General features: G+C 47.0%; 21 protein-coding genes and 1 riboswitch. Of the genes, 18 read left to right on the forward strand and 3 right to left on the reverse strand.

What is annotated here, in order from left to right:
* Positions 1-250: 250 nt before the first annotated feature.
* Complete coding sequence (locus HF638_RS26300; protein WP_348982169.1) at positions 251-814, reverse strand: NADPH-dependent FMN reductase; 564 nt, start codon at positions 812-814, stop codon at positions 251-253.
* A gap of 288 nt (positions 815-1,102) precedes the next feature.
* Between HF638_RS26300 and HF638_RS26305 the strand changes: the two genes are divergently transcribed.
* Positions 1,103-2,104, forward strand: a complete 1,002-nt coding sequence (locus HF638_RS26305) for a ketoacyl-ACP synthase III (RefSeq protein WP_169482936.1) — start codon at positions 1,103-1,105, stop codon at positions 2,102-2,104.
* A gap of 166 nt (positions 2,105-2,270) precedes the next feature.
* Here HF638_RS26305 and HF638_RS26310 read toward each other — a convergent pair whose 3' ends face one another.
* Together HF638_RS26310 and HF638_RS26315 are read right to left on the reverse strand one after the other, a co-directional pair.
* A complete protein-coding gene (locus HF638_RS26310) occupies positions 2,271-3,494 on the reverse strand; it encodes a hypothetical protein (RefSeq protein ID WP_169482937.1) in 1,224 nt (407 codons plus the stop codon).
* 181 nt (positions 3,495-3,675) lie between these two features.
* Positions 3,676-5,610, reverse strand: a complete 1,935-nt coding sequence (locus HF638_RS26315; RefSeq protein WP_169482938.1) for an amidase family protein — start codon at positions 5,608-5,610, stop codon at positions 3,676-3,678.
* A 371-nt stretch (positions 5,611-5,981) separates the two neighbouring features.
* Between HF638_RS26315 and HF638_RS26320 the strand changes: the two genes are divergently transcribed.
* The 17 genes from HF638_RS26320 (at position 5,982) to HF638_RS26400 (ending at position 26,677) form a co-directional block, all read left to right on the forward strand.
* Positions 5,982-8,111, forward strand: coding sequence for a DNA topoisomerase 3 (locus HF638_RS26320; protein ID WP_169482939.1), 2,130 nt, complete (start codon positions 5,982-5,984; stop codon positions 8,109-8,111).
* Positions 8,112-8,275: 164 nt separating this feature from the next.
* Positions 8,276-8,413: a hypothetical protein gene (locus tag HF638_RS26325; RefSeq protein WP_017690703.1), complete on the forward strand. Its 138-nt coding sequence runs from the start codon at positions 8,276-8,278 to the stop codon at positions 8,411-8,413.
* A 126-nt stretch (positions 8,414-8,539) separates the two neighbouring features.
* The gene (locus tag HF638_RS26330; protein ID WP_017690702.1) at positions 8,540-8,803 is read left to right on the forward strand and encodes a DUF1294 domain-containing protein; all 264 of its coding nucleotides are present in this window, start codon (positions 8,540-8,542) and stop codon (positions 8,801-8,803) included.
* Between the two features lie 243 nt (positions 8,804-9,046).
* Positions 9,047-9,481, forward strand: coding sequence for a universal stress protein (locus HF638_RS26335; RefSeq protein ID WP_062836206.1), 435 nt, complete (start codon positions 9,047-9,049; stop codon positions 9,479-9,481).
* A gap of 270 nt (positions 9,482-9,751) precedes the next feature.
* Positions 9,752-9,853: riboswitch (purine riboswitch) on the forward strand.
* A gap of 193 nt (positions 9,854-10,046) precedes the next feature.
* The gene (gene purE, locus HF638_RS26340) at positions 10,047-10,532 is read left to right on the forward strand and encodes a 5-(carboxyamino)imidazole ribonucleotide mutase (protein WP_017690699.1); all 486 of its coding nucleotides are present in this window, start codon (positions 10,047-10,049) and stop codon (positions 10,530-10,532) included.
* Entirely contained in the window at positions 10,529-11,731 is a 1,203-nt protein-coding gene (gene purK, locus HF638_RS26345; RefSeq protein ID WP_248278281.1) for a 5-(carboxyamino)imidazole ribonucleotide synthase, read from the forward strand. The genes purE and purK overlap by 4 nt, the downstream gene beginning before the upstream one ends.
* Positions 11,728-13,026 (forward strand): adenylosuccinate lyase, encoded by a 1,299-nt coding sequence (gene purB / locus HF638_RS26350; RefSeq protein ID WP_169482940.1) that lies wholly within the window; start codon positions 11,728-11,730, stop codon positions 13,024-13,026. Before purK ends, purB begins: the two co-directional genes overlap by 4 nt.
* Positions 13,027-13,277: 251 nt before the next feature.
* Positions 13,278-14,150, forward strand: coding sequence for a phosphoribosylaminoimidazolesuccinocarboxamide synthase (locus HF638_RS26355; RefSeq protein ID WP_169482941.1), 873 nt, complete (start codon positions 13,278-13,280; stop codon positions 14,148-14,150).
* Positions 14,151-14,709: 559 nt separating this feature from the next.
* The gene (gene purS / locus HF638_RS26360) at positions 14,710-14,955 is read left to right on the forward strand and encodes a phosphoribosylformylglycinamidine synthase subunit PurS (protein ID WP_169482942.1); all 246 of its coding nucleotides are present in this window, start codon (positions 14,710-14,712) and stop codon (positions 14,953-14,955) included.
* A gap of 4 nt (positions 14,956-14,959) precedes the next feature.
* Positions 14,960-15,649, forward strand: coding sequence for a phosphoribosylformylglycinamidine synthase subunit PurQ (gene purQ / locus HF638_RS26365; RefSeq protein ID WP_169482943.1), 690 nt, complete (start codon positions 14,960-14,962; stop codon positions 15,647-15,649).
* The gene (gene purL, locus HF638_RS26370) at positions 15,627-17,870 is read left to right on the forward strand and encodes a phosphoribosylformylglycinamidine synthase subunit PurL (RefSeq protein ID WP_169482944.1); all 2,244 of its coding nucleotides are present in this window, start codon (positions 15,627-15,629) and stop codon (positions 17,868-17,870) included. The genes purQ and purL overlap by 23 nt, the downstream gene beginning before the upstream one ends.
* The gene (gene purF / locus HF638_RS26375) at positions 17,855-19,333 is read left to right on the forward strand and encodes an amidophosphoribosyltransferase (protein WP_017690692.1); all 1,479 of its coding nucleotides are present in this window, start codon (positions 17,855-17,857) and stop codon (positions 19,331-19,333) included. Before purL ends, purF begins: the two co-directional genes overlap by 16 nt.
* A 367-nt stretch (positions 19,334-19,700) precedes the next feature.
* Complete coding sequence (gene purM, locus HF638_RS26380; RefSeq protein ID WP_169482945.1) at positions 19,701-20,741, forward strand: phosphoribosylformylglycinamidine cyclo-ligase; 1,041 nt, start codon at positions 19,701-19,703, stop codon at positions 20,739-20,741.
* Entirely contained in the window at positions 20,741-21,358 is a 618-nt protein-coding gene (purN, locus tag HF638_RS26385) for a phosphoribosylglycinamide formyltransferase (protein WP_169482946.1), read from the forward strand. The genes purM and purN overlap by 1 nt, the downstream gene beginning before the upstream one ends.
* A gap of 335 nt (positions 21,359-21,693) precedes the next feature.
* The gene (purH, locus tag HF638_RS26390; protein WP_169482947.1) at positions 21,694-23,241 is read left to right on the forward strand and encodes a bifunctional phosphoribosylaminoimidazolecarboxamide formyltransferase/IMP cyclohydrolase; all 1,548 of its coding nucleotides are present in this window, start codon (positions 21,694-21,696) and stop codon (positions 23,239-23,241) included.
* A 129-nt stretch (positions 23,242-23,370) separates the two neighbouring features.
* Positions 23,371-24,636 (forward strand): phosphoribosylamine--glycine ligase, encoded by a 1,266-nt coding sequence (purD, locus tag HF638_RS26395; protein WP_169482948.1) that lies wholly within the window; start codon positions 23,371-23,373, stop codon positions 24,634-24,636.
* A gap of 703 nt (positions 24,637-25,339) precedes the next feature.
* On the forward strand, positions 25,340-26,677 hold the full coding sequence (locus HF638_RS26400) for a hemolysin family protein (RefSeq protein WP_169482949.1): 1,338 nt from the start codon (positions 25,340-25,342) through the stop codon (positions 26,675-26,677).
* Positions 26,678-26,714 lie beyond the last annotated feature (37 nt).

The raw sequence follows: 26,714 nt of genomic DNA on the forward strand, positions 1-26,714 counted from the left end.
ACGACCGTTAAGCCCTCTAGCGCCGATGGTACTTGGACCGCAGGGTCCTGGGAGAGTAGGACGCCGCCAAGCAATATGTAGACACACTTGATGATATCGAGTGTGTCTTTTTCATTTCTCTTAAATGCTTATATAAATCTTAACAGCCCTGGTTATCCACCAGGCTTTTTTTTTATTTCAATATTTATGAGAATGCTAAATAACTTTAAATTGTTCATTTCTCTATCATCGATTTAAGTGCAACGTCTGTCTAGCCTTTCAGGTTGCAAGCCTCCCCAAGGATCGTAAGGGAGTTCTGCAATGCATGCTGGGTTTCCGAATCAGTGATGACGCCTTGTTTGTTCATTTTCAATGTAATGTGAGGAATGGTTAAGCAGCCCTCCTGTAGAACGTGTGCATTAATCATGTTTAGTGTAAGCAACAAGGAAGCAAGGGCTTTGTCACCTCCCATGGGGCTTGGGGAAGCAGTGATGGCAATGGTGGGTTTATTGAGCCATTCTCCAGAAGATACAACCCAATCTAGTGCGTTTTTTAAGACCCCAGGAACGCCATTTCCATACTCTGGCGTGCAGATAAGGACACCGTCCGAATGCTTAAGTTGGGCTCTCAAGTTCTGTACGGACACTGGACCCTCCTCGACATCGATGTCAGGGTTAAAATGCGGCAGATCATTTAATCCATCATATACTTCAAACTTAAGGTTAGGCGTAGCCAGCTTAATCATGGCGTGCATTAGTAACGTATTGGAGGATTGTTGCGCAGACTTCCGGAAATGGCAAGGATATTTAATTCTTTTTTCATGGGTATAGATCATCTCTATTCTTTAGTGATGTAGGGCAATCTGCTTATTTTCCTCCTGTTGCAATGAGCTGTCTATAGAAAACGCATTTAATTAAGACATTCTTCATGTTAATCAGGAGATATCCACCATTTTTCATCAAAAATGCATGCGATAGTTTGTATTACTCTGGGTAATAGGATGAAGAGATCACTTACAATTAACAACTGACGAAAGAATCATCATAAATATTTTTTTAAAATTAGTACCAAGTACTAATACTTAGTGCTATAATGATAAAAAACAAATGAGGTGACTACCGGTATGAATCATCAATCAAAGGCAACCATCACGGCAATGGGGACGTATGTACCGGATCGAATATTAACGAATGCTGATCTGGAGAAGTTGGTCGAGACAAGTGACGAGTGGATTGTACAGCGTACAGGTATGAGAGAACGGCGAATTGCAGCTGAAGATCAGTTTGTATCTGACCTGGCTACCAAGGCTGTGGAAGATATGATACGCCGATACCAAGTAAGTGTAGAAGATGTGGATATGATCCTTGTGGCTACAAGTACACCTGAATATGCTTTTCCAAGTACCGCATCCAGAGTACAGGCTAATCTTAAGATTCAACACACTGGTGTACTGGATTTAAATGCTGCATGCGCAGGTTTTACCTATGGGCTACAGCTAGCGGACAGTCTGGTGACCAGTGGAATGTACCGCAAAGTATTGGTTATTGGAGCAGAGACATTATCCAAAATTACGGATTACACAGACCGCACGACTTGTGTGTTGTTTGGTGACGGAGCGGGAGCCTTCTTGGTGGAAAGATCAGCGGGTGCTGAAGGTGACTTTATGGCAGCCATATCAGGTACGAATGGAGATGGCGGTGTACATCTCTATAAGAGTGGCTTGTCTTCAGAGATGAATGGTGTGCCTTTACAGGGTGAAGGTTGTTTAGTTCAAAATGGCCGAGAGATCTATAAGTGGGCTGTACGTACGATTCCAGAGCAATTGGGTAAACTTATAACGAAAGCTGAATTAAGCCCTGAGCAGATTGACTGGTTTGTCCCGCATAGTGCCAACATGAGAATGATTGAAGCTGTTTGCGAACGTGGTCCAGTTCCTTTGGAACGTACTTTAACCAGTGTCGAGTATCGTGGGAACACATCTGCTGCTTCTATTCCGCTTGCTTTACAGCTTGCAGTGGATGAAGGGAAGTTGAAGTATGGACAACATGTTACGCTGTTCGGTTTTGGAGGAGGACTGACCTATTCCGGTCTGGTTCTTAAATGGGGTGTACCCGACAAGGAGTAATCGTAATAAAGTGTCGATGAGCAAGTGTGATAAGGAATAGCCAACCGCTAAGAGCGGCTTGAATGTAGTTTTGCTCAACCCTATCAAAGATAAATCGTTGATAGGTGTCTGTCAAAGACAAGATAATAAGGGTATGACTCAAGTGATCGAGTCATACCCTTAATGTTTAATCCTCCCAAAGCATATCAAATTCATTAAAGTCGGTCCAATGATCAGAGAAAAAATATTGTAAATTTATTTCATCATAAGATTCTAATTCTCCGATAGCCTCATGGTCTCCAACCAATTTGCCTGTCCTTCTCAAGATGGGATAAAATTCGGCATAGTACGCACCGTCAAATGGTATGATAACTGGTGCATTGAGAACGTTTAGTCGCTCATAGGGATAAGTGATGCTTTCACCGTTCAAAGTGATCTTAAGGTCTACTGGTTCAGTAGCTTTAATCGCAAGATACAACACTGGAGAGTCATCCGCATTAACCAAAGCGAAGTCATCCGTCATACCCAGCCCGCTTACTTGATTTTTATAGAAGTAGGTAAGAGTTCCATTCGGAATTAGTTCATCCTTAGATGGCTGATATTTATAACCTGTTCCACCATAGTACTTATAAATCCGATGCAGAATCACTGCCGTTTCGGCTAAAGTTACCTTTTGATTCGGATAAAAGTATCCTTTTGAATTAGAATTCATCATGCCCAACTGAGAGAATCCGAGCAGAGCATCACGTTTTACATAATCAAGGTCGGAACCTAAGTGATTATCATTTTTGGATTTAATAAAGCCAAATTCGGGTGCTAATGGCTGGTAAGCATATTTCCATTTTTCATAAGTATCATAGGAATTAAAATATCTTTTAGGAATATCCTTGAATTTTTGCAGCTTGGTGAGTGCTTCTTTCTCTGACATTTCATCGACGGAGTGACCGATATCCGGAAAAAGAGTATTTAGTGTAATTAATAAGTCCCAGCGAGATAATACCTTGTTGGGTTGATATGTAAACGTCTCATTGTGGTAATTGATTGTATCTGCTGCTGCAATTAATCCTGAGGGATTACTAGGTATACTTCCGTATACGTCTCTAAAAATTGGATAATATGTACTTTTTGCAGGAACACCAGGAATTTCTACATTTGTACTACTATCTACTCGGAACTCTTTGAATAAGAGATGAATCATATGAGTAAGTTCTGCTTTTGACACATTCTTGCTTAAATTCTTCTCTTCTTGCTTAAAGCTCTGCATGGCATTATGAGATGCCATAAATTCAACAGATGGTTTGGCCCATTCATATTTGCTTGAACTTGAAGCTGCGTTTGCTAGTGACGTAGTGAACGGTGATAAACTGAGAATCAGAATAATAATGAAAATACTCCACTTTGGATACCTCATTTGAACCTCCTATGGTAATAAAAATTAGAATCCCATCCTATTTATTGTATTCGACAAAGGATGGTAAGATCAATTTTTAATTGTATAACAGAGGAAACTTAATAAAAGTACACTTCATTCATGGATTACATGAACGAGGTGTACTTTTGTGGTTCAAACTTATATTAACCCTATAAACATTTTACGGCGTAAGCTTAGGAGCTTGGCGGTGATGAGTTCCTTGTTCGTAGCTATAAGCGAGCTTGATCAAGGTACCTTCATCAAAGGCACGACCCAGGAATTCCATACCTACGGGTAAACCATCGGTTGTGAAACCGGCAGGTACAGTGATCGCCGGGAAGCCGGAGAATGGACTCAGACGGTTGTTACCACCGGATGTTTGACCCTCACCGATCACGCCAGCGGCTTGCGTGGACGTAGGATAGATGATGGCATCCAGGTTATTGTCTGCCATAACTTTCAGCAGGGACTCACGTGTAACTTGGGTACGTTTCAGGACGATGTCCTTGTATTCGGTAGTTTCCAACGTTTGGCGTGCATCCCGAGTCTTCATGGATTGCTCTTGAGATTTGTCGAACTCTCCAGAAGCGATGATCTCGGACAGACTGTGATATGGAGCATCTGCACCCAATGAGTCCAGATAGTCATTCAGCTGGAACTTGAATTCATATCCACTAAGGCTTGGATATTTATTGATCTCAGTTAAGTTCGGGATGGAAATGGGAACTGCGGTAGCGCCCAGTGTCTTCAGTTCTTCCAGAGCGGTGTTGATCACGTCAGCAACGGCTTTTTCTTCAGCTTTGGTACTTGGGATGAGTTCTGTGGCCACACCGATACGTGCACCTTTCAGTCCGTTTACATCCAAGAAGTCTGTATAGCTGGAAGGGATTTTTCCTACCGCGTAAGCTGTAGCAACATCCTTTTTGTCATATCCGGCTGTAGCATCCAACATGATTGCAGCGTCACTAACCGTACGAGCCATAGGTCCACCTACATCCTGTGTCAAAGCCAGTGGGATAATGCCTTCACGGCTGGACAGTCCGATGGTTGGGCGGATACCCACAAGGCTGTTGAAGCTGGATGGGATTCGGATCGAACCGCCAGTGTCTGTACCCATGCCGGCTGCAGCAAAGTTTGATGCAATGGCTGCACCTGTTCCACCGCTTGAGCCACCTGGATAGTGATCCAGGGCGTAAGGATTCAGTGTTTGTCCACCCAATGAGCTGGATGTCGTGATGCCAAATGCGAATTCATGCAGGTTCGTTTTGCCCAAAATAATGGCGCCAGCTGCTTTGAGTTTCTTCACTTGTTCAGCATCGTGAGCAGGGACGGAGTCTTTCAGACAGATACAGCCTGCGGTTGTAGGCATGTCATTGGTATCAAAGTTATCTTTGACCAGAATCGGAACGCCATGCAGAGGTCCACGAGCACCTTGAGCTGCACGTTCTTCATCCAATTGCTCCGCGATTTTGAGTGCATCCGGGTTCAGAGTTAATACGGCATTGATGCTTACACCTTGATCATCGTATTTTTCAATGCGGTCCAGATATTTCTGAACCAGTTCTTTTGATGTCAGTTTTCCTTGCGTCATTGCGGCCTGGAGATCCATGATGGTTGCTTCCTCCAGCACAAACGGTTTTATGTAGTTATAAATGCGATCTTTCAATATGGAGAGGTCATTCTCCGTAAGTACAGCGTTTGGAAGGAAGAGGGATTCCGTATAACCTTTCATCAACCCCGCAGTATTCAGTGCACCAACAGCACCTGCGAAAGTGGCTTCATCCGGGACATCCTTGAATGATTCGGAAGTCGAATCAAGTTCGAGCCATTGTTGCAAGGCGACCGCAGCATCTTTACGTTGTACGGTTGTGCCAGACAGCTTATCCATGGTGAAAGGAACACCTGCAAGTGTAGCCGCTTCTTCCATAGCCTGAACAAATGCTGCCGGAGTAGCAGGCGCTTTGCCTTTGGATACCGCAGCAACTGTTGTTTTACTCGTAGGCGTTGCCGTTGCGGCTGATGCCGAAGGCACCGTTCCTCCCCATGTTGTGGCAACAACAGCTCCCGCCAATAACAAAGCCCCACTTTTTTTCAATACAGATCCATGATAAGTCATGCATCCACGCTCCCTTCCTGTGTCTCATTGATGTGTTTTAGCAGCGATTCTGTTTCTATGCTTTTGACACATTGTATAGTTATGTTAGGTAAACTTACAATGTTTATATTTATCCAAAAAAACGTATACATCAATGCTGTACAGTGCTAATACTTATTGATGCTTCTAATTCCGTGTACTCAGGAAAACTATCAAATCACTTTGTGTAATGAAAAGTGACATGCATGCGACATCGTGATTAAACATGAGTTACATGATGCAAGTGGATTTAGAAAAGAGACATGACAGAGCATACCTTTACCATGAAATGATATAATGAAAAGATAGGAATAGAAGAGACATAAGGCATTACAGAGAGGAAGAGATATGAAGTGAAGACATTGGTACTCGCAGAAAAACCATCTGTAGCACGCGAAATAGCCAGAGTAATGGGGGCGCGTGATAAACATAAAAGTTATATGGAGGGCCCGAAATATATCGTTACCTGGGCACTTGGACATCTGGTTGGATTAGCTGAACCGGAGGATTACGACAAGAAGTATGCAACATGGAATCTGGAGGACCTGCCCATTCTGCCAGAACGTACGAAACTGAAGGTGCTTAAAGAGACCAACCATCAATATAAAGCGGTGCAGCAGCTGATGAAGCGTCAGGATGTAGGTGAGCTGGTCATTGCGACGGATGCGGCACGTGAGGGAGAATTACTGGCACGTTGGATCATGCAGATGGCTCAGTGGAAAAAACCTTTTAAACGCCTGTGGATTTCATCCCAGACAGATAAGGCGATTAAAGACGGATTCGCATCGCTGAAGCCAGGAAGTCAGTTCGACCGTCTCTATGAATCTGCGCGTTGCCGGGCGGAAGCTGACTGGATGATCGGACTTAACGTGACCCGTGCATTAACCGTTCGTTTCAATGCGCAGTTGTCTGCTGGACGTGTACAAACCCCGACCTTGGGCATGATTATGGACAGGGAAAACGAAATTAACGGTTTCCGCTCGCAGGAGTATGAGACGTTAACGGCAGATTTGGGAGATTTTCAGGCTGTGTGGCGGGCAACTGGGGGAGATTCGCGAATCTTTGACCCTCAGGAAACGCAGGAATTGAAGAAACGGGTAGACGGCCGTAAGGGTACGATTGCCCAAGTGAAGAAAAGCGAGAAGGTTGAGCCGCATCCACTGGCATATGATCTGACGGAACTGCAAAGGGATGCCAACCGGAAGTATGGTTTCTCTGCGAAGCAAACATCAAATGTCCTGCAACGTCTGTATGAACAGCACAAGCTTGTGACGTATCCGCGTACAGACAGTCGATACCTCACTTCGGACATGACAGCTACGTTGAAAGAACGGCTTGATAGTGTAGCCATTGGGTCTTATGCGTCTCTGGCACGTCCTTTGCTGCGCAAAAATCTGAATATCACCAAACGTATTGTGGATGACAGCAAAGTGACTGATCACCATGCGATTATCCCGACGGAGCAAACAGTGCTTCTGAATCAATTGAATCCAGAGGAACGCAAATTGTACGATCTGATCGTACGTCGTTTTATCAGCCTGTTCTACCCGGCAGCGAAGTACGATTCGGTTGCGATCACGGTTCAGGTGGGGAACGACTCTTTCCATGTCAAAGGTACAACGGTAAAAGAAAGTGGATGGCGTGAAGTATACGGCGGCGATTACAGCGATGATGACGATGACCGGGCTGACGATACATCCGACCATGAGCGTGCGCTTTTGCCAGATGTGCAGCAAGGACAGTCGGTAACGGTTCAGCGTTGTCATATTAAAAGTGGACGGACGATGCCGCCCAAACGGTATACCGAAGCTGCTTTGCTTTCCCAAATGGAGAAGCATGGACTGGGCACTCCGGCGACACGTGCGGATATTATCGAGAAACTGGTCAGTTCCGATACAATAGATCGTCAAGGCAACAGCATGCATCCAACCGGTAAAGGAAAGCAGTTGATTGAACTGGCTGCCCCGCAGCTTCGTTCACCGGATCTGACCGCCCGCTGGGAAGCTGAACTGGAGCGGATTGCCCGTGGGCAAGGGAAACCGGGACCATTCCTGGATAGTATCCGTTCCATGGCGAAAGAACTGGTGTCTACGGTAAAAGGCAGCAAGGCGGAGTACAAGCCACATAATGTGTCGAATAGTCATTGCCCGGACTGTAACGCACGGTTGTTGGAGAAGAAAGGCAAGCGTGGAAAATTCCTTGTATGTCCTACCGAGGACTGCGGTTATCGTCGTTCGGCAGAGAAAAGACTGTCCAACCGTCGTTGTGCGCAGTGCCACAAAAAGATGGAAATCAAAGAAGGCAAGGCGGGGTTATACGTGCAATGTCTGCCTTGTGGTATTACAGAAACATTGGATAAGGACAAACAGCATGTGAACAAACGCGATCAGCAAAAATTAGTGAAACAGTATGCGAAGCAAGAGTCGATTGGCTCCAATCTGGGCGATCTGCTGAAGGCGGCTATGGAGAAAAAAGGGGAGTAACACGCTTGAGGTAGTTGAGATCTTACCTCGTGCGGTACGAGCCATGCGAACGGTGTACTCATTTACTCCAAAGGGACTGATTATAACTTTTCTCTACTCATCTATGTGAAGTCGTATAAGATCCTCCGTTTTCAGGCAACGTAAGCCAAGGAGGTGATACCTATATGCCGCATAACAAACCAGAGAAAATCCATAACCAGCAAAACAAAGACAGTATTCGGGAAGAGAGTATCGCTGTGCGTCCGGACAAAGCTGCCAAAAGAGCGCCAAGCCTGAACGGTATTCCCAAACAGGAGTCCTAGAGTCAGAGTGAGGTTAGCGTCCTTACAGAAACTTGCGGTTCCCTTCCGGTGCGTTGAACAAGTCTCGGTTGAGGATTATAATGGAGACAGGGAGATGTCCCGGGATAGGGGGATCGCTAGAATTATATGCAAACCGGACTTATATTGTGGTTTCTATTTATTAATGTAGTTGGTTATCTGGTGATGTCAGATGATAAGAGGCGTGCACAGCAACGTCGTGATCGTACACCTGAACGGACGTTATTCTTGCTTGCGTTTATTGGCGGTGCTTTGGGAGTCTGGATCGCGATGTATCGGAAAAGGCATAAAACCAAACATCCCAGCTTCACCATTGGCATTCCGTTGTTGTTGTTCCTGAATGCCGTAATCTATGGTTACTTTATTCAATGAACACATGGAACACGTACGTAACCATTCCTTCTGTTTTTAAATTGTAGGATTGGAGATATCTAACTAGGCTTACGCTGAAGTGAAGGTGTATCGTTAATTTGTCTGATATGTAAATTCATTCGTATGAATGGTTCATAGTAGCTCCGGAACGTTTAAGGAGTAATATGGTTCTGTTAGTTTATTGGATGTCAGACCGAAGCTTGCTTCGCGTGCTCTACATATAAAGGAAGGGACGGGATTCACATGTTATTTTCCAAAATATTAGTGGCTTATGATGGTTCCAAAGCTTCAAATAAAGCACTCGATCGTGCGATTGAGTTAGCTAAAGTGTCCCCGGATGCTGTATTGGATGTTATTCATGCTTTTGATTTCCCGCGTGTATTCATTGGTGAGGGGTTGGCTCCACTGCCACCTTCACTTAATAATGACTATTACAATCTGGCGGTGCAGACAACGGATGAAGCGAAAGAGCGAATCCAGGCTGCGGGTGTAACGGCCAACGTGGACTTGATTCAAGGAGCGGCTGCGGAAGTGCTGCTTGATTTTGCCAAAGAAAATGATTCTGATATCATTATTATTGGTAGCCGCGGACTGGGTGGAATTAGGGAATTTGTCCTGGGTAGTGTCAGTCATAATGTAGTGCAGCATGCTCAGGTTCCAGTACTGATCGTAAAATAATGGATGAAGTGTGTACACACGAAAGAGCAGGAAGCCGGTTGTCTTCGAGAGATTGAAGAGGAGCCGGCTTTCTTTTATGGGATGAAATGGATGACTAAGCGAATTTAATGAAGCAATTCCCGAACATTATATTTGTCAATATGTTAAATGTTCGTCTTTAAGTTGACATTAGCTGTAGGGGATTGTTAGAATGTTAGATGTGTCGATCAGGTAAGAATAAGGTCGAGTAGGAACGAATTGTGTAACAAGATATTACAAAACGAATGAAGATGGTTTGAATAGATATTTGCTCGTATAACGCCGGGAATAGGGCCCGGAAGTATCTACCCGGGAACCGTAAATTTCCGGACTACGAGGAGATACGGCTGAGAGTCGCATGCAACCAGATGCGGACAGCAAGCCCCCTTTTGGCATGCCCAAATGAGGGATACGTATTTCTTGGAGTCCGGTGTCCGAAGAAAATGTGATGTTTTCGAGGGTAGCGGATTTTTTCATTTCAAACGTTAAAAGAATTCATTAATACCAGATGTAATCAAAAAAGCTCAGACGGGAGTTGGATGTATTCATGTCACTGCAAGTCGCTGTAATTATGGGCAGCAAGTCGGATTGGGAAACGATGAAGCATGCGTGCGAGGTTCTGGATGAACTGGAGATTGGTTATGAGAAAAAGGTTGTCTCAGCCCATCGTACACCGGATTTGATGTTCGAATACGCAGAGCAGGCAATTGATCGAGGATTCAAGGTGATCATTGCAGGCGCAGGCGGGGCGGCACATCTACCCGGTATGGTTGCAGCCAAAACGATGCTTCCGGTCATTGGTGTTCCGGTTCAATCCAAAGCATTGAACGGTCTCGATTCCTTGTTGTCCATTGTTCAGATGCCTGGTGGTATTCCCGTCGCAACTGTGGCGATTGGCAAGGCAGGGGCAACCAATGCAGGATTGCTGGCAGCTCAGATGATCGGTGCTTTTGACCCGGATGTCCAACGTCGCTCTGAAGCTCGAAGAGAGCGCATCAAACAAGAAGTACTCGAAAGCAGTGAAGAACTATGAGTAGTACAGGGAATCAATCCGGTACGGCAGGAGAAGTACAGCATGTCCTGCTGCCAGGGAAGACAACCATCGGCATTCTTGGAGGCGGACAGCTCGGACGCATGATGACACTCGCAGGAACGGCAATGGGGTATCGATTCATTACTCTTGATCCAGCTGTGGATGCACCTTGTGGTCAAGTTGCTCGTCAGATTGAAGCAGGTTATGACGATGCCAAAGCTGCACTTGAACTGGCTCGGCAATGCGATGTCATTACGTATGAATTCGAAAATGTGGATGCAGAAGTCGCTGCGTTGCTCGAACGGGAGTCCTACGTTCCACAAGGAAGTGCGTTATTGTACACCACACAACATCGATTGCGTGAAAAACGGGCGATTGAAGCTGCTGGAGTAAGAGTCGCGCCTTATCGTGAGATCACAAGTGCGGATACGATGCTTGCTGCTGTAAGCGAACTTGGAGTGCCCTGCGTACTGAAGACGGTGACTGGAGGCTACGATGGCAAAGGTCAACGGGTGATCCGGGAAGCAAGTCAGGCTGTTGCGGCATACGAAGAACTTGCAGCTACTGGTGCGGAACTGGTGTTGGAACAATTCATCAAGTTTGAATGCGAAATATCGGTCGTTGTAGCGCGTAGTACAAATGGGGAGATCAAGACGTTCCCGCCAGCGGAGAACATTCATGTGAACAACATTTTGCATGCGTCAATCGTACCCGCTAGAGTTGCTGCAGACATCCAGATTGAAGCTCAAAAGCTGGCAGCCGCGGTGGCAGAATCGATGAAAGCTGTGGGGTTGCTTGCTGTGGAACTGTTTGTAGCGGCGGATGGAAGGCTGTACGTCAACGAACTGGCGCCAAGACCACATAATTCCGGTCACTATACGATGGAAGCTTGTGCGACTTCTCAGTTCGAACAACATATCCGTGCCATCTGCGGATTACCACTCGGTGACACTTCGTTATTGAGTCCGGTCGTTATGGTCAATGTGCTTGGAGAACATTTGGAACGCATTATCGCCAGAACAGGGCAACCTGATGCAGAAGCGATAGAACTCGGTGTGATTCCCAAGCTTCACATATATGGTAAAACTGAAGCGAAAACAGGACGTAAGATGGGGCATGTGAATCTGCTCTGTCAGGATGTTGAAGAAGGATTGCAATGGATTGAACAAACTAATCTCTGGAGGAATACAAATTCATGATTGAACGTTATAGCAGACCCGAAATGAGAGCCATCTGGACGGAAGAGAACAAATTCCAATCATGGCTGGAAGTTGAAATTTGTGCATGTGAGGCGTGGGCTGAACTGGGTGTTATCCCTAAGGATGAAGCAGCACTGCTTCGTCAGAACGCATCTTTTGATATCGACCGCATCTATGAGATCGAACAAGAAACACGTCATGATGTTATCGCATTTACACGTACGGTATCTGAAAGTCTGGGTGCGGAGCGGAAATGGGTGCACTACGGACTGACTTCCACAGATGTCGTAGATACGGCCTTGGGATATGTACTGCGTCAAGCGAATGAGATTCTGGAAAAGGATATCGTGAATTTCATTGAAATTCTTCGTGAAAAAGCACTGGCTTATCAGCACACACCTATGATGGGACGTACGCACGGTGTACATGCAGAGCCAACAACATTTGGACTGAAAATGGCATTGTGGCATGAAGAGATGAAACGGAACCTGGAGCGTTTCCGTCATGCAGCAGACAATGTACAATACGGCAAAATCTCAGGCGCAGTAGGAACGTACGCGAACATCGATCCGTTTGTCGAAGAGTTTGTCTGCGAGAAGTTGGGCACGAAACCTGCGCCGATCTCGACTCAAACATTGCAACGTGACCGTCATGCGGAATATATGGCTACACTGGCGTTGATCGCAACGTCCCTGGACAAGTTTGCTACAGAGGTACGTGCACTGCAGAAGAGTGAATTCCGTGAAGTGGAAGAAGCTTTTGCAAAAGGTCAAAAAGGATCTTCTGCGATGCCGCACAAACGTAACCCAATTGGTAGTGAAAACATCTCTGGTCTGTCCCGCGTCATTCGCGGACATATGGTATCGGCATACGAGAACGTAACGCTCTGGCACGAGCGCGACATCTCACATTCTTCCGTAGAACGTATCATTCTGCCAGATGCAACGATGCTGCTGAACTACATGCTGAACCGTTTTGGCAACATCGTGAAAAACCTGACAGTATTCCCTGAAAACATGAAACGCAACATGGAGCGTACTTACGGTGTACCATTCTCCGGTCGTATCATGACAAAGCTGATCGACAAAGGTTTCAGCCGCGAGCAAGCGTACGATACCGTTCAACCACGTGCGATGCAAGCATGGGAAGAGCAACGTCAGTTCCAAGATATCGTGAAATCCACAACGGAAATCACGGAAGTGCTGAACGAAGAAGAAATCGCAGATGCATTCAACCCGTCATGGCACCTGAAGCACGTTGACACCATCTTCAAAAAGCTCGGCTTGAACGACTAATATATTAAGTTTTTGAATTATTCTACTCCCTAAAAGTATAGGTTGATTATGTGTTCACGCTGGAACGGAGAAGGCAGAAAAAACCTGAAGAAGCAAAGCGCTCGCCTTTATCACCGGATTTACCCCTTGAGAAAGGGATCAGAAAAATCCGGGGATAACAGCGATCGGAAGGTTATTCTGCATTCGGAGTGGCCCCGCGTGATGAGGGGAATTGGACGTATACTTTACATCTCCTGAAAGAAGGTGAGCCCATGGCACTGTCCACTGCGGCAGATCTCGTTAAAGCACCTCTGTTATATAAAGGAAAAGTACGTGAATTGTACGATCTGGGTGAACATTTTCTAATCGTGGTAACTGACCGAATCTCGGCATTCGATTACGTGCTGGACCCGGCAGTTCCCGAGAAAGGAAACGTACTGAATAAACTCAGCAGTTTCTGGTTTGAACTGACAGGAGACATGATGGAGAACCACGTCGTTCATACTGATGTAAATCAACTGGGTGATATCATCACAGACCCTGAATTGCTCAAAGACCGCATCATGGTAACTCGCAAAGCGGAACGCATTGATATTGAGTGTGTCGTACGTGGATACATCACTGGTGGTGGATGGAGACAATATGAGACAAGCGGTGAAGTGAATGGGATTAAGCTGCCTGATGGACTTCGCAAGAACGCTAAGCTCGAAGTTCCCATTTTCACCCCGGCAGCCAAAAACGATGTTGGTCATGATGAAGACATCCCAATGGATCGCATGAAAGAACTGGTGGGAGACGCACTCGCAGTTGAGCTACAAGAAAAAAGCCTGCGACTGTACGAATTCGCCCGTGATTACTGTGATCAGCGTGGCATCATTCTGGCAGACTGCAAATTCGAGTTCGGTATCGTGGACGGCAAGGTCATCCTAATTGACGAAATCTTCACCCCAGATGCTTCTCGCTTCTGGGCCAAAGAGAATTATGAACTCGACATCGAGATCGACAGCATGGATAAAGAGCCAGTGCGCACCTACCTTGCCGGAACCGATTGGGACAAGAACAGCAAACCCGATCCACTCCCACAAGAGGTAGTAGAGACAACAACCGCAAGATACGTCGATATTTATAACCGTTTAACGAAATAATAAAGTTTAACGTTTGAGCGGGCTACGAGAAAGTTTGGCTTTCGATCGCTGTTGCCCCCGGAATATTTTGATTGGAATCCTTTTTTCAAAAGGAAACATTCCGGTTGCAAAGGCGAGCACTTCGTTTCTCTAGCTCAAATCTTTCCCTACGCCAGTGTTCAAACTGGTGGGTGAGGCATTAAGAGCGGTGGCTTCCCATAGGTAGGGGAAGCCTGAAAAATTAAGAGAATTAAATTCACTAATTACTAAAGTAACTTAAAGACCATTAATTGTTTCAAGTAATGGTCAGGCTAGACCATTACCCACCGTGCAACGTAAAAGGTTGAGGCCTTTAAAAAATGTCGCATGGACTAGCGGAGGGGCGGAATTGTTCTTAAAGGAGCGATAGCGTTCGCCTTTGTCCCCGGGTTTTGACCGCACAGCGGTTCAAAATAATCAAAAAACCTGGGGACAACAAGCGACCGGAAGAACAATCCGCCCCGGAGCAAGCGCCCCAAGTCACTTTTTTAACAGCGTAAAGCATTTATCCCGTTCATTACTGAGGAGGAACATAAGGATCATGATCAAAGCAACCGTATATGTCACTATTAAGCAAAGCGTACTCGACCCGCAAGGCGTAGCTGTTCAAGGAGCCCTGCACTCCATGGGATTCAATGAAGTGGAAAGTGTACGGATCGGTAAAGTCATGGAATTGAACCTGGATACAACAGATCGTGCGGATGCGGAGAAACGTTTGAAAGTCATGTGTGAAAAGCTGCTGGCCAACACCGTTGTTGAAGATTACCGCTACGAATTGGAGGGTTAATCTCATGAAATTTGCAGTTCTTGTGTTCCCTGGCTCCAACTGCGACATCGACTGTTACAAGGCAGTGGAAGATGCGATTGGGCAAGAGGTTGATTATGTATGGCACACGGCTACAGATCTATCGGCTTATGATTGTATTTTAGTTCCGGGTGGTTTCTCTTATGGTGACTACTTGCGCTGCGGAGCTATTTCCCGCTTTGCACCGGTAATGAACGAGGTAGCGAAAGCTGCTGAACAAGGTAAATATATTTTGGGTATTTGCAACGGATTCCAGATCCTGACCGAAGCTGGATTGCTTCCAGGTGCATTGATCCGCAACACTTCCCTGAAATTCCGTTGTCACGATACAGTATTGAAAGTGGCAAACGCGGATACACCATTTACACGTGACTATGCACCCGGCGAAGAGATTATCATCCCGATTGCTCACGGCGAAGGCAACTATTATTGCGACGAGGAGACACTTGCGAGTCTGCAAGCGAACAACCAGATCGTATTTACGTATGGCAACAACCCGAACGGTTCCCTGGGTGATATCGCGGGAGTCTGTAATGAGGCTGGAAACGTGGTCGGCATGATGCCGCATCCAGAGCGTGCAGTGGATTCACTGTTTGGTTCGGAAGACGGCAAACGTATGTTTACATCTATTTTGAAAGCATGGAGGGATCGGCATGACGCAGCAGTTATCCGCTAAGGAACCGACAGCAGAACAGGTCGCAGAACATAAACTTTACGCACAAATGGGCGTATCTGACAGCGAGTATGCGCTGATCTGTGAGTTCATGGGGCGCAAGCCAAACTACACGGAAATTGGTGTGTTCAGTGTAATGTGGTCCGAGCACTGTGCTTATAAAAACTCCAAGCCATTACTGCGCCGTTTCCCAACCACTGGACCACGTGTCCTGATGGGACCTGGTGAAGGTGCCGGTATCGTGGATATCGGTGATAACCAGGCTGTTGTATTCAAAATTGAAAGCCATAACCATCCTTCCGCAGTTGAGCCTTATCAAGGTGCGGCAACAGGTGTGGGCGGCATTATCCGTGATATTTTCTCCATGGGTGCAAGACCGGTAGCAATACTGAACTCCCTTCGTTTTGGCAAGTTGGAGAGCGATCGCGTTAAATATTTGTTCGAACATGTTGTATCAGGTATTGCTGGATACGGTAACTGTATCGGTATTCCTACCGTTGGTGGCGAAGTGATGTTTGATGAGAGCTATGAAGGCAATCCGCTGGTTAACGCTATGTGTGTGGGTCTGATTGATCATGACAAGATCCAGCGCGGCGTAGCTAAAGGTGTAGGTAACCCTGTGTATTATGTAGGGCCACCAACAGGCCGTGATGGTATTCATGGAGCAACCTTTGCATCGGTTGAACTGACGGAAGAATCCGAGTCCCAACGGACAGCGGTTCAGGTTGGTGATCCATTTATGGAGAAACTGGTAATGGAATCCTGTCTGGAATTGATTGACACGGGTATCGTGCTCGGAATTCAGGATATGGGCGCTGCGGGACTGACATGTTCGAGTGCAGAGATGGCAAGTAAAGCGGGTAACGGTCTGGAATTGTATCTGGATCAGGTGCCACAGCGTGAAGAAGGCATGACACCTTACGAGATGATGTTGTCCGAGTCCCAAGAACGGATGTTGTTCGTTGTTGAGCCGAAGGATGAGGCGCAGGCGATGGAAATCTTTGAACGTTGGGGCGTAATCTGTGCCAAAGTCGGTAAAGTAACGGATGACGGTCGTTTGAAATTGATCCACCACGGCGAAGTGGTCGGAGATATGCCTGTAACGGCTTTGGTTGACGAATGTCCAGTGTATGACAAACCATCTTCTGTACCTGCCTACTACGAGCAAAGTGCTTCCATCGACACGCTTCGTTACGACGAAGTGTCTGATCTCGGCGGAGCATTGAAACAAGTACTGGCTTCACCAACAGTAGCAAGTAAAAAATGGGTGTATGACCAATACGACTACATGGTGCGTACAAGCACTGCCGTTCGTCCAGGTTCGGATGCAGCCGTAGTCACGATTCGTGGAACACGCAAAGGCCTCGCAATGACAACGGACTGTAATGGACGGTATGTGTATCTTGATCCTGAAGTTGGTGGACGGATTGCCGTAAGTGAAGCAGCGCGTAACATTGTATGTTCTGGTGCAGAGCCGCTGGCAATTACGGACAACCTGAACTTCGGTAACCCGGAGAAGCCGGATATTTTCTGGCAAATGGAGAAAGCGGTAGACGGTATGGCGGAAGCTTGCCGTGTGCTGGATACGCCGGTTATCGGTGGTAACGTAAGTCTGTATAACGAAAACGCCAAAGGCTCCATCTATCCAACGCCAGTTGTAGGTATGGTAGGTCTTGTTCATGATACGGATCATATCACGACACAATCATTCAAATCCGAAGGTGATGTTATCATCCTCCTCGGTGAAACGAAAGCTGAGCTGGGTGGCAGCGAGCTGCAATACGCGGTTCATGGTCAGACGGAAGGTCGTCCACCAGAACTGAACTTGCAAACGGAAAAAGCGTTGCTCGGAACCGTGCTGGAAGCTATTCAATCCGGTCTCGTTCGCTCGGCACATGACTTGTCTGAAGGCGGCTTGGCTGTTGCACTCGCAGAGTCTTGTATCAGTGGTAACGTAGGAGCACAGGTGAATGTCGAGACTGCACTGCGTGCAGATCACGCCCTATTCAGTGAGAGCCAATCCCGTATCTTGTTGTCGGCTACGCCAGAGCAAGCGGGTAAACTTGAAGCATTTGTACGTGAGCGTGGTGTACCTGTAGCTGTGATTGGACGTGTAGAAGGAAGTAACCTGACGATTGAATTGAACGGAACATCAGCCGTGAGCGAACCTGTAGGAGGTTTGGCTCAGGTCTGGGAGGATGCGATTCCATGTCTCATGAACTGACGACAGGACCGTTGTGGACAGGCGATTATTATAATGAAGGGTCCGGCAAGGAAGGACTCGACAAATTGAAGGAAGAATGCGGCGTGTTCGGGGTGTTCAGACACCCTGACGCGGCTTCGCTCTCCTATTATGGACTGCATGCGCTGCAACATCGGGGCGAAGAAAGTGCAGGCATGTGTGTGAGTGATGGCAGCCAGTTTAACTATCATCGCGGCATGGGTCTGGTGAAGGAAGTGTTCACCAAAGACCTGATGCAGACGTTGACCGGGGATATTTCCATTGGACATGTCCGGTATTCAACAAGTGGTGACAGTAAACTGACGAACGCACAGCCATTGGTATTCAAATACCGTGATGGTGATCTTGCAGTAGCAACCAACGGTAACATTGTGAATGCACCAACGATCCGGCGCGAGCTGGAGCAGAGCGGTTCCATTTTCCAAACAACGAGTGATACTGAGGTCATTGCGCATCTGATTGCACGATCCTCCAAAGGGCTTGTGGAAGCGGCAAAAGAGGCATTCCAGCGCATTGTTGGCGGTTATGCATTTCTGATCATGACCAATGACAAGTTGCTCGTGGCTTCCGATCCACACGGACTTCGTCCGCTCACGATGGGCAAGCTCGGGGATGCGTATCTGTTTGCATCTGAGACGTGTGCACTGGAAACAATCGGCGCAGAGTTAATTCGTGATATTGAACCGGGTGAACTGCTTGTGCTGGATGCCGATGGTTTGCACGAGGATCGTTTTGATCATCACAAACACCGCAAGGCATTATGCGCGATGGAATATATTTATTTTGCTCGTCCGGATAGTGATATGAATGGTACGAACCAGCATGCGGCCCGTAAACGGATGGGAAGCCGGATGGCGATTGAGTCGTTTGTGGATGCGGACTTGGTTACGGGGGTACCAGATTCCAGCATCTCGGCAGCAATTGGATACGCTGAACAGACAGGTATTCCGTATGAGATGGGTATGATCAAAAATAAATACACTGGACGTACGTTTATCCAACCGAGCCAGGAACTGCGGGAGCAGGGCGTGAAGATGAAGCTGAGCGCTGTGCGTCGCGTTGTGGAAGGCAAACGTGTGGTCATGATTGACGACTCCATCGTACGGGGAACAACCTCTCGTCGGATCGTGAACATGCTGCGTGATGCAGGAGCTACCGAGGTTCATGTGCGCATTACATCACCACCTTTCAAAAATCCGTGTTTCTACGGTATTGATACGCCTGACAGCCGTGAATTAATTGCTTCACAGTTGTCGGTTGAAGAAATTTGCCGTGAAATTAATGCGGACTCCCTGGAGTTCCTCAGTCCTGATGGACTGATTGCATCGATTCAGGGAGATAATCAGGATGATCCTAAAGGCGGACTATGTCTCGCATGTTTTGATCATGATTACCCAACCCGCCTCGACTTCAACGGCGAAGAAAAATTCGGCTGTAGCTGTTAGTTGTAAAGCCCCGCATTGCGGAGCAACAGGGGCCCAGGCAGCAGTGCGAAGCCAGCTGCCCCCGGGCCTAGCCCGAGCCCTTAAGCCCCGCTTTGCGGAGCAATAGGGGCTAGGCAGCCAGGCGAAGCAGCTGCCCAGCGGGCTTGCCCCGCAGCGTAGCTGAGCGGGGTTCGCCGACCGATGGCTTGCAGCCAACGGAATCGGCGAACAATCCCGCGAGATCACGCACGAATCAACCATAGCAAGATCACACCAGCCACCTCTGCACCGCTTTTTTGGCGGGTGTCCAGAGGGCCTGCCAAGGTCCTATGGGGTCCTCCCGGGCGGGAGGATTTAGGTGGGGCGAAAAAAAAGGAGATGATTCCACTTGTCTGAAGCATATAAAAAGGCCGGCGTCGATATCGCGGCAGGTAATGAAGCGGTTGAACGGATGAAAAAACACGTGAAGCGTACCTTCCGTCCGGAAGTGATGACGGATCTGGGTGGATTCGGTGCCCTGTTCGGTTTGAACAAAGATAAATACGATGAGCCGGTGCTTGTATCCGGTACAGACGGCGTAGGCACCAAGCTGAAAATTGCATTTGCCATGGACCGTCACGATACCATCGGAATCGACGCGGTAGCGATGTGTGTGAATGACATTGTGGTACAGGGTGCAGAACCACTCTTCTTCCTTGACTATCTGGCATGTGACAAAGTCATTCCTGAGAAAATCGAAGCTATTGTTTCGGGCATCGCTGAAGGTTGTCATCAGTCTGGCTGTGCGCTGATCGGTGGCGAAACGGCGGAGATGCCGGGCATGTACAGTGAAGGCGAATACGATATTGCCGGATTCACGGTGGGCATCGTGGACAAAGCGAAGATCATCAACGGTACAACCATCGCCCCTGGCGATACAGTGATTGGACTTGCGTCCAGCGGTGTGCATAGTAACGGATTCTCGCTGGTACGCAGACTGTTGTTGGAAGATGCGGGACTTGATCTGCATGATGAAGTAGCGGAACTCGGCGGTAAGCTGGGTGATTCCCTGCTGGAACCTACAAAGATCTATGTTAAACCCCTGTTGTCCCTGCTGGAAAAGGTAAAAGTAAAAGGCATGGCACACATTACAGGTGGTGGCTTTATTGAGAATATCCCACGTATGTTGCCGAGCAACGTGAATGTGGATATTGACTACGGCTCTTGGCCGATCCTGCCGATCTTCAACCTGTTACAGGAAAAGGGTGCTGTCTCGAACCGTGATATGTTCACCACATTTAACATGGGTGTTGGGCTTGTACTGGTCGTTAATGAAGCAGACGCAACGGAAGCACTGCAACAACTGAAAGCATCTGGTGAAGAAGCGTACATCATTGGCCGTGTTACTGAAGGAGATGCGCGAGTAACCTTCACGGGAGCGAATGTTTAATGGCGAACTACCGCATAGCTGTATTTGCCTCGGGTGAAGGGTCTAACTTTCAGTCATTGGTCGATGCAGTACGAAACGGTGGGCTGGATGCATCCGTAGATCTGCTCGTATGTGATAAACCTTCTGCACGCGTTGTGCAGCGGGCACAGGATGCAGGCGTGGACTGTCACCTGTTTACTCCGAAAAATTATGCTTCACGTGAAGCCTATGAGGCAGAGATCGTGGAAGTTCTTGAATCCCGCAAGATCGACTTGGTCGTTCTTGCGGGATATATGAGATTGCTGACTTCAGTTATGGTAGATCGTTACGCAGGACGGTTGATTAACATTCATCCGTCCTTGCTACCGGCATTTGCAGGTAAGGATGCGATTGGACAGGCTCTCGAATATGGTGTGAAAGTTACGGGTGTGACGGTGCACTTTGTGGACGGTGGCATGGATACCGGACCGATTATTGCCCAGCATCCCGTTCCTATTTTGCCAGGAGATACTGCTGAATCAATCAGCCGTTCCATTCATGCGGCTGAACAGCAGCTTTACCCTGAAGTGGTATCCTGGTTCGCTCAAGGTCTGGTTCAGTTAGAAGGGCGTCATGTTACTGTTAACAAACCGGTTTAATATAGTTTTAAACTGTTTCACACATTAACGAAGAGGACAGAAATAAGCTGTAGAAGCGAAGCTAAAAGCTTTCTGAAAGAAAGCTGCATCGGAAGCATAGGCTTCGTCTTTATCACCGGATTTTTCCTTTAAGAAAAGGGAATCAAAAAAATCTAGGAATAACAGCGATCGAAAGATTATTCTGGACTCGTAGTGTGTTAGTGTGAAAATCTATTTATCAACTGTATAACAGAAGTCGAATATTGGTACGCATTTTGTGATATTTCTCGGGAAATAAATCGGCTGTGTTTCGTCAGGAAACGCGAAGCCATGGGACATTAAAGGAGGAGCATATTGTGAGTATCAAAAGAGCGCTGGTTAGCGTATCGGATAAAACGGGCATCGTGGACTTTTGCCGCGAGCTGTCGCAAATGGGTGTGGAGATTATTTCGACAGGAGGTACAAGCAGCCTATTGTCGAAGGAAGGCGTACCTGTCATCGGAATCTCGGATGTGACCGGATTTCCGGAAATCATGGACGGGCGTGTCAAAACATTGCATCCGGCAGTTCATAGTGGGTTGCTGGCTGTGCGTGATAACGAAGAGCACACACGCCAGATGGAAGAACTCGGTCTTGGCTATATCGATCTGGTTGTTGTGAACCTGTATCCATTCCAAGAGACTATTGCGAAACCGGATGTAGCATACGAAGATGCCATCGAGAACATCGATATTGGTGGTCCTACCATGCTTCGTTCTGCTGCCAAAAACCATGCCTTTGTCAGTGTCGTTGTAGACGCATCTGATTACAGCCAAGTGCTGGAGGAAGTGCGAAACGATGGAGATACCACTCTCGAAACTCGCAAACGGCTTGCGGCAAAAGTGTTCCGTCATACGGCGGCTTACGATGCACTCATCTCCGACTACCTGTCCAACGTAAATGGTGATCCGTTGCCAGAGCGTCTGACGGTTACTTACGAAAAACTTCAGGATTTGCGTTACGGCGAAAATCCACACCAACAGGCGGCTTTCTACCGTAAACCGCTAGCTGCTCAAGATACATTGACAACAGCCGAGCAATTGCATGGCAAAGAGTTGTCTTACAATAACATTAACGATGCGAACGCAGCATTGCAGATTGTCAAAGAGTTTGAAGAACCTGCCGTTGTCGCGGTTAAACATATGAATCCATGTGGCGTGGGCATTGGCGTAAGTATCTATGAAGCTTACAGCAAAGCATATGCTGCAGATCCAACATCTATCTTTGGTGGCATTGTGGCAGCGAACCGCATTATCGACAGCGATACAGCAGGCAAATTGAGCGAGATTTTCCTGGAAATCGTACTTGCCCCTGACTTTACACAAGAGGCTCTCGATATCCTGACGAAGAAGAAAAATATTCGTTTGCTCAAAACGGGTGAGTTGAATGCTGCTCGTAAACGGGAGAGCCAATTCGTGGTAACGTCTATCGACGGCGGCATGATCGTGCAACAGTCCGATGTTCACTCCATTGAAGCGAGCGAGCTGAACGTGGTAACCGATCGTGCGCCATCGGAAGAAGAACTGAAACAGCTCTTGTTTGGCTGGAAAGTAGTTAAACACGTGAAATCAAATGCGATTGTACTTGCTGCGAATGATATGACGGTAGGTGTGGGCGCTGGACAAATGAATCGTGTGGGTGCAGCCAAAATTGCGATTGAACAAGCGGGCGAACAAGCAAAAGGTGCTATTCTGGCATCCGATGCGTTCTTCCCAATGGGTGATACGCTGGAACTGGCAGCAAAAGCCGGAATTACAGCAGTGATTCAACCGGGTGGTTCGATCAAAGATGAAGAATCCATCAAAGTAGCCAATGAATACGGAATTGCCATGGTCTTCACAGGCGTTCGTCACTTCAAACACTAGAACGAAAAAGGTTTAATAAGGGGTGTCACCTGTCATGCTAATGACTTATGGTACACCCCCTCTTTTTTAGTTTTTTTCAACACGCAAAAGCGTAATAAATCCAGTTATGCACGGAGGGGAACAAAGCGAATGGATATTTTGGTAGTAGGCGGCGGCGGCCGGGAGCATGCAATTATCTGGGCACTGGCGAAGAGTCCAAAGGTAGACAAGATTCACTGTGCACCGGGAAATGCAGGTATTGCTCAGCTGGCTGAGTGTCATGCCATTGCGGTAAATGAATTCGATAAACTGACGGCTCTTGCTGTAGAGCTTAGAGTGGGTTTAGTAGTTATTGGTCCGGATGATCCGCTCGCGGATGGAATCGTGGATGCATTTGATTCGACAGGTATTCCGGTATTTGGACCTCGTCGTAATGCAGCAGAGATCGAAGGAAGTAAAACGTTCATGAAGGATCTGCTGCACAAATACAACATTCCAACCGCAGCCTATGAGAAATTCGACAATTACGAACAGGCTCAAGCATACCTGAATGAACAAGCAATTCCGGTTGTTATCAAGGCAGATGGACTGGCAGCGGGCAAAGGTGTGACAGTAGCTTATTCCCGTGATGAGGCTGAACAGGCTCTGCATAGCATCATGGTGGAGAAGGTATTTGGTGAAGCGGGAGCCAAAGTCATCATCGAGGAATTCCTCGCAGGGCAGGAAATGTCCATTCTGGCCTTTGTCGATGGAGAGACGGTTCGTCCGATGGCCGCAGCACAGGATCACAAACCTGTATTCGACAATGATCAGGGGCCAAACACAGGCGGTATGGGTACATACTCACCATTGCCACATATCCCAGCATCGATTATTGAGGAAGCCGTGGAGACGATCATCAAACCAACGGCTAAAGCGATGGTATCCGAGGGACGTCCGTTCCAGGGTGTATTGTTTGCCGGGCTGATGATATCACCGGATGGCAAACCCAAAACCATTGAGTTCAACGCACGTTTCGGTGATCCCGAGACACAGGTCGTTTTGCCACGTCTAAAGAGCGACTTGTTCGATATCTTCTGGGCAACTGTTCATGGCAAACTGGCGGACATTGAGATTGAATGGAGCGATGAAGCCGCGGTATGTGTAGTGCTTGCTTCAGGAGGTTATCCGGGGCCTTATGCCAAAGGTGTAGTCATTGAAGGACTGGACCAAGTAGATGACGCCGTGGTATTCCACGCAGGTACAGCGCGTAGTGAAGCGGGAGACTGGGTTACGAATGGTGGACGAATCCTGGGCGTAGTTGGCCTTGGTGCGGATATTGCCGAAGCTAGAAACAAAGCCTATGCACAGGCGGAGCGTATCCGGTTTGATGGTAAACATCAGCGGACAGACATTGCTGCCAAAGCACTCGTATAGAAAGAATACAGGAGCCCGTAAAGATGTATACCGGAAAGGTATTTGCATCCTGCGGGCTCTTTGCTGCGTATATAGATGTATCTTATGTAAACGGCCGGAATTGTCCCTAATTGAAAGACACAAAATAGGAGTGGATCAGGGTGATTATGCATGTTTACTACCCTAAATTAAAGGGTAGTATTTTTATAAATTGGACTATACTAAACATGTGAAGATTATCACATTATAAGGTAATACCAAACATATTATATAAAGTAACTAACATACATAAAGACTAATTTGTGAACATTATACTGTAACCTTGTTCCAAACCATAACGTGCAACTGGATGGTTGAGCGGGAAACATGGTATACTTTTCGGAAACAGGAATGAGTACGAGGGGAGGTGGATATCTATTGGGTAGGCGATATTGTAAATTGTCCAAATGGCGAATCTAGGTGGAGTTAAGCGAGGAACAATTGACAGCATGAGGGGTAACCCGATTTGAATGGAGAAGTTTCTGCAAGTCATTGACTTCATCTTGAATTCCTGTTTTGTAATTTTACAAGGTCAAACGTAAGACTTATACAAAAGTTATCATTGAAATCGATTTTATATAAGGCAGACGTCGTGTTGAAAGACTAACAGCTGAATGGTTAACACAGTTAACGGATCATGCTGTAACTATCTCTGGAGGTGAATCCCTGAGAACCGGGGAAATCATTGGACATAATTACCATATTGAATATCGCATTACTTATTATCTTGATTGCATTGACTGCATTTTTCGTAGCATCAGAGTTTGCTGTAGTCAAAATTCGTACATCAAGAGTGGATCAACTGGTCGCGGAAGGCAATAAAAAGGCTGTACTAGCCAAAAAAGTTGTCTCGGACCTGGATTATTATCTGTCAGCCTGTCAGCTCGGTATTACGGTCACTGCACTAGGACTGGGAGCGCTCGGAAAACCGACGGTTGAGAGATTGTTATATCCGGTATTCAATTATTTAGACGTACCTGCTTCAATCTCGTCGATTGCTTCCTATGCAATCGCCTTTATACTCGTCACGTTCTTGCATGTGGTTATTGGTGAGATGGCACCCAAAACGCTGGCGATTCAGTTTTCGGAAAAACTGACGTTGATGCTCTCCCCATCCCTATACTGGTTTGGTAAAATCATGTATCCGTTCATCTGGGCGCTTAATGGAACCTCACGTGTTCTTCTGCGAGGATTCGGTGTGAAGCCTGCAGAACATGATCAAGCCTACTCGGAGGATGAGATCAAAATCATCATGAACCAGAGTTATGAAGGGGACGAGAACAACAAGACCAAGCTTTCATATCTGGAAAATGTATTTGTGTTCGATGAACGTGACGCCAAAGACATCATGGTGCCGCGTACGGAACTGGTGACTTTGAATCAATACATGACCTATGACGATATTATTCCTATACTGGATGAACATAACTATTCACGTTACCCTGTCATCGAGGATGGGGACAAGGACCGCATTATCGGCGTCGTGAATGTGAAAAAGATTTTGCCTGACATGGTTGCCGCAAGAGCATATCAACTGAGCGAATTCGTTCGTGAAATTCCGTTCGTTTCTGAAGTTACAAGTATCCAGGATGCGATGATTAAAATGCAGCAGGAACGTGTACACATGGCCGTGGTCGTAGATGAATACGGTGGTACTTCGGGAATCATTACGATGGAGGATATCCTGGAGGAACTGGTCGGTGAGATTCGCGATGAATTCGATGCCGATGAGGTGGCTGATATTCAGGAGACCGGAGAGAATCAGTATCTCATTAATGGCCGGGTACTTTTGGATGAAGTGGAGCGGCAGTTCGGGCTTATCTTTGAAGGTAATGAAGAGATGGATACGGTGGCCGGATGGATTCAGTACCAGAAGGGTGTAGGTGTGGAAAAAGGAGACACGGTAGAACACGGCGATTATGTCTGGACCGTTGTCGATACCGAAAATTATCACATCAAACAAGTTCTTCTGGAACGAGTGAGCGGCGCGCAGGTTGAGGAAGCTACAAGCGATCTGGCGTAATGTTAGCCGAAAATCTTGTGAAACTTTAAATATGTTT

It is taken from the genome of Paenibacillus sp. SZ31, from assembly GCF_012912005.1.
Taxonomy (GTDB): Bacteria; Bacillota; Bacilli; order Paenibacillales; family Paenibacillaceae; genus Paenibacillus.

What these genes read in the sequence shown, in the direction of transcription:
- HF638_RS26300 (WP_348982169.1), bottom strand. Translation starts at nt 814, where the DNA reads ATGATCTATACCCATGAAAAAAGAATTAAATATCCTTGCCATTTCCGG.
- HF638_RS26305 (WP_169482936.1), top strand. Translation starts at nt 1,103, where the DNA reads ATGAATCATCAATCAAAGGCAACCATCACGGCAATGGGGACGTATGTA.
- HF638_RS26310 (WP_169482937.1), bottom strand. Translation starts at nt 3,494, where the DNA reads ATGAGGTATCCAAAGTGGAGTATTTTCATTATTATTCTGATTCTCAGT.
- HF638_RS26315 (WP_169482938.1), bottom strand. Translation starts at nt 5,610, where the DNA reads ATGACTTATCATGGATCTGTATTGAAAAAAAGTGGGGCTTTGTTATTG.
- HF638_RS26325 (WP_017690703.1), top strand. Translation starts at nt 8,276, where the DNA reads ATGCCGCATAACAAACCAGAGAAAATCCATAACCAGCAAAACAAAGAC.
- HF638_RS26330 (WP_017690702.1), top strand. Translation starts at nt 8,540, where the DNA reads ATGCAAACCGGACTTATATTGTGGTTTCTATTTATTAATGTAGTTGGT.
- HF638_RS26335 (WP_062836206.1), top strand. Translation starts at nt 9,047, where the DNA reads ATGTTATTTTCCAAAATATTAGTGGCTTATGATGGTTCCAAAGCTTCA.
- purE (WP_017690699.1), top strand. Translation starts at nt 10,047, where the DNA reads ATGTCACTGCAAGTCGCTGTAATTATGGGCAGCAAGTCGGATTGGGAA.
- purK (WP_248278281.1), top strand. Translation starts at nt 10,529, where the DNA reads ATGAGTAGTACAGGGAATCAATCCGGTACGGCAGGAGAAGTACAGCAT.
- purB (WP_169482940.1), top strand. Translation starts at nt 11,728, where the DNA reads ATGATTGAACGTTATAGCAGACCCGAAATGAGAGCCATCTGGACGGAA.
- HF638_RS26355 (WP_169482941.1), top strand. Translation starts at nt 13,278, where the DNA reads ATGGCACTGTCCACTGCGGCAGATCTCGTTAAAGCACCTCTGTTATAT.
- purS (WP_169482942.1), top strand. Translation starts at nt 14,710, where the DNA reads ATGATCAAAGCAACCGTATATGTCACTATTAAGCAAAGCGTACTCGAC.
- purQ (WP_169482943.1), top strand. Translation starts at nt 14,960, where the DNA reads ATGAAATTTGCAGTTCTTGTGTTCCCTGGCTCCAACTGCGACATCGAC.
- purL (WP_169482944.1), top strand. Translation starts at nt 15,627, where the DNA reads ATGACGCAGCAGTTATCCGCTAAGGAACCGACAGCAGAACAGGTCGCA.
- purF (WP_017690692.1), top strand. Translation starts at nt 17,855, where the DNA reads ATGTCTCATGAACTGACGACAGGACCGTTGTGGACAGGCGATTATTAT.
- purN (WP_169482946.1), top strand. Translation starts at nt 20,741, where the DNA reads ATGGCGAACTACCGCATAGCTGTATTTGCCTCGGGTGAAGGGTCTAAC.
- purD (WP_169482948.1), top strand. Translation starts at nt 23,371, where the DNA reads ATGGATATTTTGGTAGTAGGCGGCGGCGGCCGGGAGCATGCAATTATC.